The organism is Deinococcota bacterium (assembly GCA_030858465.1).
In the GTDB taxonomy this organism is placed as follows: domain Bacteria; phylum Deinococcota; class Deinococci; order Deinococcales; family Trueperaceae; genus JALZLY01.
The window spans coordinates 1-11,327 of the sequence record JALZLY010000162.1; the positions used below are offsets into that span (position 1 = coordinate 1).

General features: G+C 68.8%; 10 protein-coding genes. All 10 read left to right on the top strand.

Annotation, left to right across the window (positions count from 1 at the left end):
- The first annotated feature begins 151 nt into the window (after positions 1-151).
- Positions 152-703 (top strand): RsmD family RNA methyltransferase, encoded by a 552-nt coding sequence (locus tag M3498_08205; GenBank protein MDQ3459263.1) that lies wholly within the window; start codon positions 152-154, stop codon positions 701-703.
- 195 nt (positions 704-898) lie between these two features.
- On the top strand, positions 899-1,681 hold the full coding sequence (locus M3498_08210) for a TIGR04290 family methyltransferase (protein MDQ3459264.1): 783 nt from the start codon (positions 899-901) through the stop codon (positions 1,679-1,681).
- A gap of 204 nt (positions 1,682-1,885) precedes the next feature.
- Entirely contained in the window at positions 1,886-2,998 is a 1,113-nt protein-coding gene (locus M3498_08215; protein ID MDQ3459265.1) for an NAD-dependent epimerase/dehydratase family protein, read from the top strand.
- Entirely contained in the window at positions 2,995-5,031 is a 2,037-nt protein-coding gene (locus M3498_08220) for an NAD-dependent epimerase/dehydratase family protein (protein MDQ3459266.1), read from the top strand. The genes M3498_08215 and M3498_08220 overlap by 4 nt, the downstream gene beginning before the upstream one ends.
- Positions 5,032-5,066: 35 nt before the next feature.
- Positions 5,067-6,020, top strand: coding sequence for a zinc-binding dehydrogenase (locus M3498_08225; protein MDQ3459267.1), 954 nt, complete (start codon positions 5,067-5,069; stop codon positions 6,018-6,020).
- Positions 6,021-6,044: 24 nt separating this feature from the next.
- Entirely contained in the window at positions 6,045-7,175 is a 1,131-nt protein-coding gene (locus M3498_08230; protein MDQ3459268.1) for a glycosyltransferase family 4 protein, read from the top strand.
- A 7-nt stretch (positions 7,176-7,182) separates the two neighbouring features.
- A complete protein-coding gene (locus M3498_08235; protein ID MDQ3459269.1) occupies positions 7,183-8,334 on the top strand; it encodes a glycosyltransferase in 1,152 nt (383 codons plus the stop codon).
- Positions 8,331-9,440: a glycosyltransferase gene (locus tag M3498_08240; GenBank protein MDQ3459270.1), complete on the top strand. Its 1,110-nt coding sequence runs from the start codon at positions 8,331-8,333 to the stop codon at positions 9,438-9,440. The genes M3498_08235 and M3498_08240 overlap by 4 nt, the downstream gene beginning before the upstream one ends.
- Positions 9,437-10,585, top strand: a complete 1,149-nt coding sequence (locus M3498_08245; GenBank protein MDQ3459271.1) for a glycosyltransferase — start codon at positions 9,437-9,439, stop codon at positions 10,583-10,585. Before M3498_08240 ends, M3498_08245 begins: the two co-directional genes overlap by 4 nt.
- A 335-nt stretch (positions 10,586-10,920) precedes the next feature.
- Positions 10,921-11,327, top strand: a 407-nt coding sequence (locus M3498_08250; GenBank protein ID MDQ3459272.1) for a hypothetical protein, incomplete at its 3' end; no start/stop codon positions are given.

The following is an 11,327-nucleotide window of genomic DNA, read 5'->3' on the forward strand; positions in this document are numbered from 1 at the left end:
TTATGACGAAAAACGACCTGAGCACAGATCATTTCGGAGAGCTCCAAATAAGCTAAATAAGCCGAACGCTGAGCGCTGTTCGCGAAGCACCTCGACAGAGACAGCTTGACGCTGGGCCCTTTCAGACCGGCTCGGTTGTAGACTGACTCCCATGAGCAAACCCCGCATCATCGGCGGCAAGGCCAAAGGGCGCCCCTTGGAGACCCCCAGGAGCGGCACTCGGCCAACGCCGTCTCGGGTCCGCGAGGCGCTCTTCGACATCCTCGCCTTCTACCCGCGCGGCCGCTTTCTGGACCTCTTCGCGGGCTCCGGCGCGGTCGGCCTCGAGGCGGCCTCGCGGGGCTGGCGGAGCACGCTGGTCGAGCTCAGCCGTCCCGCGGCGCAGGTCATGAGGCGCAACGCCCTGGCGCTGGGGCTCCCCGCCGAAGTCGTGCAGGGCGACGCGCTCGAGTACGTCCTTGAAAACCGGGGCGCCTTCGACGTGGTCTTCGCGGCGCCGCCCTATCCGCTCGAGCTGCCCCTACTCTTTCAGACCATTCTCGACGCGGGCGTCGCCAAGTCCGGCGGCCTCTACGTCTTTCAGCACCCGAGCGGGCTCAGCCTCGAGCTCGAGCGGGGCGGCGAGGCGTTGGCAGCGGACCGGCGCGCTTACGGTTCCAACGTCTTGAGCCTCTACCGGCTCCAAGAGGCCGGGGCACGCTAAAGCCTCGCGGTCAAAAATGAGCTGAAATGAGCTCGACCTGCCGCAGCCGCCGAAGACAGCCCGACGAACGCGCGCCAAGGTGCTTTTTTACCCCGGCGGACCTGTCATCATGCCCCAACTAGTGGAGGCACCGGTATTGAAACGACGTCGACGACATCAACGACAGAGGCGAACCTCATTCCGCGGGCGTCGGGCATGAAAGCGCCCTCGAGCCTCGAGCAGGCCGGCGCGCTGGCGCCCTGGTTCCACAACCTTCATCTGCCGGACGGCACCCAGACCGCGCCCGACCATCCCCTGGGCGACTTCCCGGGCTACAAGTGGCGAGAACTCGCCGCCCACCTGCCCCAGGACCTGCGCGGCTGGCGCGCCCTCGACATCGGCTGCAACGCGGGCTTCTACTCGCTCGAGCTGGCGCGCCGCGGCGCCCTGGTAAAGGGCATCGATCTGGATCCGCATTACCTGGCCCAGGCGCGCTGGGCCGCCCAGAAGTTCGGGCTCGAGGACAGCGTGAGTTTCGAGAGGGAGCAGGTCTACGAGCTCGCGCACTCGAACGAGAGCTTCGACCTGGTGCTGTTTATGGGTGTCTTCTACCACCTGCGCTACCCGCTCTTGGGCCTCGACATCGTCGCGCAAAGGGTGGGGCGCCTCATGGTCTTTCAGACGCTCACCATGCCGGGCGAGGCGGTGTACGAGGATACCCACGACAGGGGCATGGACGAGCGCGAGGTTCTGCTCGAGCCCGGCTGGCCCAAGATGGCCTTTTTGGAGCATCACTTCGCCGGCGACCCCACCAACTGGTGGGCCCCCAACCACGCCGGCGTGACGGCGATGCTGCGCTCGAGCGGCCTGCGCGTCCTGGGGCGGCCCGGCCACGAGATCTATCTCTGCGAGCCCGACCCCGACAAGCCCTCCTGCGTGAGCACCTGGAACCGCGCGGAGTTGGAGGCCGCCACGGGAAAGGCGGGGGCTAGGGGATAGGGCCGGGGTCCAGGTGTTCGCATTTTTCCCAGCCCCCAGCCCCCAGCCCCCAGTCCCTAGCCCCCGCCTTTCAGACTGTGGGCTTCAGCAACTTAGCCTCTTCTTCCCCGGCGGTATGATGCCGGCGACAATACCCCCGGCACAGTAATCCCGACACAGTACTCCCGACAATGTCACAAAACTCCTGTTCAGGTGGAGGGCTGTATGAAACGAGTTCTGATTACCGGAGGTGCGGGCTTTATCGGCTCGCACCTCAGCGATGCGCTGCTGAGTCAAGGCTGGCAGGTGCGCGTTTTAGACGCGCTCTTGCCGCAAGTTCACGGCTCCGCTGGAGAGCGCCCCGCCTACTTGAACCTCGAGGCGGAACTCATCGTCGGCGACGTCTGCGACCCCGAGGCACTCGCGCGCGCGCTGGCGGGCGTAGACGCCGTCGTCCACCTCGCCGCCATGGTGGGCGTCGGCCAGAGCATGTACGAGCTGGCGCGCTACACCCAGGTCAACAACCTGGGTACGGCGCTGCTCCTCGAGGCGCTCATCAACAAGCCGGTCGAGAGGCTGGTGGTGGCCTCGAGCATGAGCCTCTACGGCGAGGGCCTCTACCAGGGCGCCTCCGGTCAGCTCCACGAGACCGCGGAGCGAAGGCTGGAAAGGCTTCAGGAAGGCGACTGGGAGGTCTACAGCGAAGCGGGCGAGGTGCTCAGCCCCCTGCCCACGCCCGAGAGCAAGAAGCCCTCGCTGGCCTCGGTCTACGCGCTTTCCAAATACGACCAGGAACGGCTCTGCCTGATGGTCGGCCGCGCCTACGGGGTAGCCACCGTGGCCCTGCGCTTTTTCAACGTCTACGGCACCCGGCAGGCGCTCTCGAACCCCTACACCGGCGTCCTGGCCATCTTCGCCGCGAGGCTCCTAAACGGCAAGCCGCCCATGATCTTCGAGGATGGCTACCAGAAGCGCGACTTCGTGAGCGTCCACGACGTGACGCGGGCCTGCGTCTTGGCCTTGACCAGGCCGGAGGCGGCGGGGCAGGCCGTAAACGTCGGCAGCGGACAGGCCTACAGCGTCCGCGAGATCGCCCTGCGCATGGCGGGGGTGCTGGGGGTGGACATCGCGCCCCAGATCAGCGGCGACTACCGCGTCGGCGACATCCGCCACTGCTTTGCCGACATCGCGCTGGCCAAAGCGCGTCTCGGCTACGAGCCGCGGGTGGGGCTCGAGGATGGTCTCACCGAACTGGCCTCGTGGCTGGAGGGCCAGGTCGCCGTCGACCGGGTGATGGAGGCCCGTCAGGAACTGGCCGCCAGAGGGCTGACGGTATGACGGAGCCACGTTCTAGGCCGAGTTCCGGACCGAGTTCTGGGCCGCGCCTAGGCGTGATCGAGTGGTTCAGGCCCGGCGAACACGCGCGGGTCGAGCGCGCCCTCTTAGACCTGCGGGCACTGGGCGTGAACGAGCTCCGCACCGGCGTCTCCTGGGCCGACTGGCACAGCCCGGAGGGCGAGGGCTGGTACAGTTGGCTCTTGCCTCGGCTGGCGAAGGACCTAAACGTGCTGCCCTGCTTCGTCTACACCCCGCCCTCTTTGGGCGTCGCGGCCAAGACCTCGTCGCCACCGCGCCAGCCCAAGCTCTACGCCGACTTTGTCGACGTGATGATCACCCGCTTCGGCGTACACTTCGAGTGGCTCGAGCTCTGGAACGAGCCCAACAACCTAAACGACTGGGACTGGCGCTTGGACCCGATGTGGAATGTCTTCTGCGAGATGGTCGGCGGGGCGGCCCACTGGGCGCAGCGGCGCGGCAAGAAGACCGTCTTGGCCGGCATGTGCCCGACCGACGCCAACTGGCTGCGGCTCGTCGCCGAGCGCGGCGTGCTCGAGCATATCGACGCGGTGGGCGTCCACGGCTTTCCCGGCACCTGGGAGTACGAGGGCGAGAGCTGGGCGGAGAACGTCGCCAAGGTGCGCGAGGTGCTCGAGCGGTACGGCCACGGGCCCGAGATCTGGATCACCGAGGCGGGCTACTCGACCTGGCAGCACGACGAGACCGAGCAGGTGAGGGTCTTTTTGGGGCTGCTCGAGGCGCCCGTCGAGCGCGTCTACTGGTACTCGGCCCACGACCTCGATCCGAAGCTGCCCCACCAGGACGGTTTTCACAAGGACGAGCGCCACTATCACTTCGGGCTCAAGCGGGCGGACGGTACGCCCAAGCTGCTCTTTCGCCTCTGGCAAGAGGGCGGCGTAGCGGGCGTGCGGGCGGCGGCGCCGCTCTTGACCTCCGTGCGCGTCAGCGACGCCGAGCGCCCGGTGCTCATCACCGGCGGGGCAGGCTTCGTCGGCACCAACTTGGCGCACCGCCTGCTGGAGAGCGGCCGGCCCGTCTTGATCTTCGACAACCTGAGCCGGCCCGGCGTGGAGCGGAACCTGCGCTGGCTGAAGGGGGCGCACGGCGCGGGCCTGGGCGTCGACATCGCCGACATCCGCGACCCCTACCGGCTCCGCGAGGCCGCCTCGAGCGCGTCTCAGGTCTTTCACCTGGCCGCCCAGGTGGCGGTGACCACCAGCCTGGTCAGCCCCGTGGACGACTTCGAGATCAACGGGCGCGGCACCCTCAACCTGCTCGAGGCCCTAAGGGCGCAGGAGGCGCCGCCGCCCTTGATCTTCACCTCGACCAACAAGGTCTACGGCGGCTTGGACGACCTCAGCCTGCGCCGGCAGGGCAGGCGCTATGAACCGGACGATCCCCTCTTGCGGGCGAGCGGCTTGAGCGAAGAGCGACCTCTCGACTTCCACAGCCCCTACGGCTGCTCGAAGGGCGCGGCCGATCAGTACGTGCTCGACTACGGCAGGAGCTTCGGCCTGCCGGTGGTGGTCTTGCGCATGAGCTGCATCTACGGGCCACACCAGTTCGGCAGCGAGGACCAGGGCTGGGTGGCGCACTTTCTCATCCGGGCCCTCAGGGGCGAGCCCATCACCCTCTACGGCGACGGCATGCAGGTGCGCGACATCCTCTTCGTCAGCGATCTCATCGACGCCCTTCTGCTGGCGCAGGAGAGGGTGGAGGCTCTCGCCGGCCAAGCCTTCAACATCGGCGGCGGACCCGAAAACAGCCTCGGCCTGCTCGAGCTCGTCGAGCTGATCGGCGAGCTGCAAGGCAGGCGGCCCGAGGTCGGCTTCGGCGCCTGGCGGACCGGCGACCAGCGCTACTACGTGTCGGACACGGGCAAGTTTCGAGAGGCGACGGGTTGGGCGCCGCGGGTCAGGGTCCGGCAGGGCGTGGCGAGGCTGCACGACTGGCTGCTCGAGCACCGCGGCCTGAGCGCGCGCGAGTTGGCCGCTGGCAAGGTGGCTTCGTGAGCCGCACAGCTGCTCCTGCCCCCGCCACCCGCACCATGCGCGCGGCCGTCTTCGCCGGGCCCGGCATACTCAGGCTCGAGGACACGCCCTTGCCCCAGCCCGGCCCCGGTGAGCTGCGCCTGCGGCTTTCGGGCTGCGGCGTCTGCGCCTCGAACCTGCCGGTCTGGGAGGGGCGGCCCTGGTTCGACTACCCCTTGGAGCCCGGCGCGCCCGGTCACGAGGGCTGGGGCGTCGTCGACGCCGTCGGCGCGGGGGTGACCGAGATCGAAGCCGGCGACCGGGTCGCGGCGCTCTCCTACCGCGCCTACGCCGAGTGCGACATCGCTCCCGCGGACGCGGTGGTGCGGCTGCCGGCGTCGCTGGCCGACCAGCCCTTTCCCGGCGAGCCCTTGGGCTGCGCCATGAACGTCTTCGCGCGCAGCGGCGTAGGCGCGGGCCAGACCGTCGCCGTCGTCGGCATCGGCTTTCTCGGCGCGCTCTTGGTCCAGCTCGCCGTAGGAGCCGGCGCGCGGGTGATCGCCATCACCCGGCGGCCCTTCGCCCTCGAGCTGGCCCGGCAGCTGGGCGCCGCCGAGACGGTTGTGATGGACGACCACTGGAGGATCATCGAGCGGGTCAAGGCGCTCACCGGCGGCGAGGGCTGCGAGCGGGTGATCGAGGCGGTGGGCGCGCAGTGGCCGCTCGACCTCGCCGCCGAGCTCTGCCGGGTGCGCGGCCGGCTGGTGATCGCCGGCTACCATCAGGATGGCCCCAGGCAGGTCAACATGCAGCTCTGGAACTGGCGCGGCCTCGACGTGGTAAGCGCCCACGAGCGCGAGCCGGAGGTCTATCTGCGGGGCATGTTAGAGGCGGTCGAGGCGGTGCGGACAGGGCGTCTCGACCCCGCCCCGCTCTACACCCACACCTTGCCCCTGGACAGGCTCGACCAGGCCTTGGAGCTCAGCCGGGAACGGCCGGAGGGATTCTTCAAGGCGCTGGTAAGCCTTTGATCGGGGTTCCGTGAGAACAAGCCCATGAACCTGCTCATGACCGCCGACGGCGTCGGCGGGGTGTGGACCTACGCGCTCGAGCTCGTCCGGGCACTGGCCCCGCACCGCGTCAGGGTCGCCCTGGCGACGATGGGCGCGCCGCTCCGGCCCGACCAGCGCGACGAGGCCGCGCGGCTGCCCAACCTGACCCTCTTCGAGAGCTCCTTCAAGCTCGAGTGGATGGACGACCCCTGGGAGGACGTCGCGCAGGCCGGTGACTGGCTGCTCGGGCTCGAGGCCGAGCTTCGCCCCGACCTCGTCCACCTGAACGGCTACGCCCACGGCGCGCTGCCCTGGGCCGCACCCGCGCTCGTCGCCGGCCACTCCTGCGTCTTGTCCTGGTGGGCGGCGGTGAGGCGCGAGGCGGCGCCGCCCCGGTGGGCGCGCTACCAGCGGGAAGTGCGGCGCGGGCTGCGGGCGGCCGGCCTGGTGGTCGCGCCGAGCGCGGCGATGCTGGCGGCGCTCGAGGAGCATTACGGTCCCCTACCTGGCGCGCGGGTGATTCCCAACGGGCGCCAGGACGGCTTCGCCCCAGCTCCCAAGCAAGCCCTCAAGGAAGCCTTGGTCTTGACGGCGGGGCGGCTCTGGGACGAGGCCAAGAACGTGGCCGTCCTGGGCGAGGTGGCGCCCGCCTTGCCCTGGCCCGTCTTCGCGGCGGGTGAGGCCAGACATCCCCAAGGCCACCCCGCTCGGCACGATGGGGTTCGGCACGATGGGGTTCGGCACGATGGGGTTCGCACGCTCGGCCGCCTCTCGAGCCCGGACCTCGCCGCCTGGCTGGCGCGCGCCGCGATCTACGTTCTGCCCGCCCGCTACGAGCCCTTCGGCCTCTCCGCGCTCGAGGCGGCCCTGGCGGGTTGCGCGCTGGTCCTGAGCGACCTGCCCAGCCTGCGCGAGGTCTGGGGCGAGGCGGCGCTCTTCGTCCCTGCCGACGACGCCGCAGCCTGGAGCGCCGCCCTGAACTTACTCATCCGCGACGATACGTACCGCGGCCGCCTGGCTGGCCGCGCCCGGGCGCGCGCGCTCAGGTTTACGCCGGAGCGGATGGCCGAGGACTACCTGAGCGCCTACCGAGGCCTCGCCGCACGGCGCCACGCTGCTGCCGTGAGGGGCTAGAGAGGGCGTGCGCGTCGTCATGTTCTACCACTCGCTGGTGTCGGACTGGAACCACGGCAACGCCCACTTTCTGCGCGGCGTGGCCGGGGAGCTCGTCGCCAAGGGCCACGGGGTCACGGTCTACGAACCGCAGGACGGCTGGAGCCTGCGCAACCTCCTGAGCGAGCACGGCGAGAGGCCGCTGGCGGGGTTTCACGCGGCCTACCCCGAGTTGGAGGGTTGCCGCTACGACCTTGCGACGCTCGACCTCGACGAGGCCTTGGGGGGGGCCGAGCTCGTCCTCGTCCACGAGTGGAACGCCCACGAGCTGGTGCGGCGCCTGGGCGAGCACCGTAAGCGCGCGGGCGGCTACCGGCTCCTCTTTCACGACACCCATCACCGGGCGGTGAGCGACGAGAGGGGCGTGGCCGCCTACGACCTCAGCCACTACGACGGCGTCCTGGCCTTTGGCCGGGTCATCCGCGACCTCTACCTGGCGCGCGGCTGGGCCGAGCGGGCCTGGACCTGGCACGAAGCCGCCGATACCCGGCGCTTCAAGCCCCTCTCTATAGGGGACTCCTGGGGAGGGGACTCCTGGGGCGACCTGGTGTGGATCGGCAACTGGGGCGACGAGGAGCGCGGCGCCGAGCTCCGCGAGTTTCTGCTGGGGCCCGTCAAGGCCCTGGGGCTTATGGCGCGCGTCCACGGGGTGCGCTACCCCGAGGAGGCCAAAGTGGCCTTGAGGGAGGCCGGCCTCGACTACGCCGGCTGGCTGCCGAACTTCGAGGCGCCCCGGGTCTTCGCCCACTACCGGGTCACCGTCCACGTGCCGCGCCGCCCCTATGCCCACGCCCTGCCGGGCATCCCTACCATCCGCGTCTTCGAGGCGCTGGCCTGCGGCATCCCGCTCATCTGCGCGCCCTGGGACGACGCCGAAGGGCTTTTTACCCCCGGTGAGGACTTTCTGGTGGCGAAGGACGGCCCTGACATGACCCGGAGGCTGCGCGAGGTGCTGGAGGACGCCGCACTGGCCGGCAACCTGGCCGCGCGCGGCCGCCGCACCATTTTAGAGCGCCACACCTGCGCCCACCGCGCCGACGAGCTCCTGGCTATCTGCCTCGAGCTGGGGTTGGACGCGGCGCCTGAGGGGCCGGCGAGAACCAAAGGGAGAACAGCGTGACGAGAGCAGCGGGGACAGGCCTGAAGATCGCCTTTTTCGGCTCGAGCCTGGTGTCGGCCTACTGGAACGGCGCCGCCACCTACTACCGCGGCCTCGTCCGGGCGCTGCACGGGCGCGGCCACCGGGTCACCTTCTTCGAACCGGACGCCTTTGAGCGGCAGCAGCACCGCGACATGGACGACCCCGACTGGGCCAGCGTGGTGGTCTATGAGGGCGAAGAGGGCGCCCTCCGGGCGCTCGAGCAGGCCCGCGGCGCCGACCTGGTGGTCAAGGCCAGCGGCGTCGGCGTCTTCGACGCGCTGCTCGAGGCGGCGGTGCTCGACCTGCAAGGGCCCGAGACCCTGGTCGCCTTCTGGGACGTGGACGCGCCCGCCACCTTGAGCCGCGTCGAAGACGACGGCGCCGACCCCTTTCGGGGACTCATCCCCCGCTACGACCTCGTCCTCACCTACGGCGGCGGGCAGCCGGTCATCGCCGCCTACACGGCGCTTCACGCCAGAGCCTGCCTGCCCATCTACAACGCGCTCGACCCCTCCACCCACCATCCGGCGCCCCCGGAGGCGCGTTTCGAGGGCGACTTGGGCTTTTTGGGCAACCGCCTGCCCGACCGCGAGGCGCGCGTCGAGGACTTCCTCCTGCGCGCCGCCGCGGAGTTGCCCGAGGGCCGCTTTCTCCTGGGCGGCAGCGGCTGGGAGAGCAAGAGCACGCCCGGCAACGTCCACCATCTCGGCCACGTCTACACCCGCGACCACAACGCCTTCAACTGCACGCCCAAGGCGGTCCTCAACATCAGCCGTGAGAGCATGGCTCGTTACGGCTTCTCCCCCGCCACCCGCGTCTTCGAGGCCGCCGGGGCGGGCGCCTGCCTCATCACCGACGCCTGGGAGGGCGTCGAGCGCTTTCTCGAGCCCGGCAGAGAGGTCCTCGTCGCGCAAGACGGCCTCGAGGTCGCCGAAACCGTTCGCGCGCTCACGCCCGAGCGGGCGCGGGCACTGGGCCGGGCGGCCTACCGGCGCGTCCTGAACGAACACACCTACGACCAGCGCGCGGCGGAGCTCGAGACCCTGCTCGGCACCGCGGCGCCTCGCGAGCGGGTGGCGCGGTGAGGGCTCCACCACCGGGCATCTGCCGCAGCAGCGACCCCGGCCTCCGCATCGTCATCTTGGGCCTCTCCATCACCTCGTCCTGGGGCAACGGCCACGCCACCACCTACCGCGGGCTGGTGCGCGAGCTCTGCCGCCGCGGCCACCAGGTCTTGTTTCTCGAGAGGGACGTGCCCTGGTACGCCGCCCACCGCGACCTGCCCAAGCCGCCCTACGGCCGCACCGAGCTGTACGCAGACCTGGAGTCGCTCGAGCGCCGCTTCAGGGCGGACGTGCAAGAGGCTCACCTGGTCATCGTCGGCTCCTTTGTTCCGGACGGCATCCTCGTCGGCGACTGGGTCACGCGGACCGCAGGGGGCATCAGCGCCTTTTACGACATCGACACGCCCGTCACCCTGGCGAAGCTGGCAAAGGGCGCAGCGGACTACCTCTCCGCCGAGCTCGTCCGGCGCTATGACCTCTACCTGTCGTTCAGCGGCGGGCCGGTCCTGGAGCGGCTCGAGCGGGACTACGGCGCGCCGCTGGCCCGGCCCCTCTACTGCTCGGTCGATCCGGCACTCTACTACCCCGAAACCTACCCCGAAACCCATGAACACCGCTGGGACCTCGGCTACATGGGTACCTACAGCGACGACCGCCAGCCGCCCTTGGAGCGCCTGCTCCTGGAGCCGGCGCGGCGCTCCTTTGGCTCAAACGGAGGGGGCCGCTTCGTGGTGGCGGGGCCACTGTACCCGGCCACCATCGACTGGCCGGAAAACGTCGAGCGCCTCGAGCACCTTCCGCCCGCCGAGCACCGGGCCTTTTACAACGCCCAGCGCTTCACCCTCAACGTCACCCGGGCGGATATGGTCAGGGTGGGCTACTCGCCGAGCGTCCGGCTCTTCGAGGCCGCCGCCTGCGGCGTGCCCATCATCAGCGACCTCTGGGAGGGCCTGGGGGCGTTTTTCGAGCTGGGCGAGGAGATCCTCGTCGCCGAGAGCCCCGAGGACAGCCTGCGCCACCTCGAGCTCGCCGAGGGCGAGCGCCGCGCCGTCGGCGAACGGGCGCGGGCGCGCGTCCTAGCGGAGCACACCGCGGCGCACCGGGCGGCCGAGCTCGAGGGCTATGTGCTCGAGAGGCTGGTGCTCGAGAGGCTGGGCAGAGGTTAAAGCGTCCGCCGACGGGCCAGACCTTCAAGGATCAGCTGGACCCCGGCAAGGGAGCCTGTAGCGAGCCCTATCCCTGGTGCTTCTGGGTTCTTTCGGAGGCTCCGGCGTTGCCGAGGAAAGCTACTTCATGGTGGCTTCATGGGTTATACTTAGAGTCATAGGCGGAATACGGTTCGGGGAGACCCTGAGCGATCGAAGGAGGAGCGGGCTGGCCGGGGGCAACTTCATGCGATTTGTGTCGTATGCTTTTATTGAGTTTGCAACTGCCACCATTTTGGGAGGTTGCGCATGAAACCATATTGGATCGGCCAATGAGGAGCGTTAGAAAACTGCTCATGTCGGAGTTGGCTGAAGAGCTGGATGAAGCGATCAGTAAGCCCCTGCGTCGCGTAGTCCTCTGTACGATTCCGCTCGGCGCTCTCGCTTTTTTGTTGGGCTGGATTTTCGAAAGGCCAACCGGTCAAACCAACCCCTTTGATCAGGTCGCCTATCCCCTCTTGTTCTTGAGTCTGACCGTCCTAGAAGTGATGCTTTTGTCAAACAAACGCACGTTGCGGATAGTTATTTACCTAATTGTCGCGGGTATCGGGGCGTTTTTCTTGCTCAAGCTTACGTATTTGTTGTATTTGGCGCCACCGTCAGTCAACGTTCAGGCCGAAATGACGGAGACCTTTTACTGGACACCCGCGATCTACCTTCTCGCGTTGATGTTTCCGGACTTTAAGCACGGTCAGTATACCGC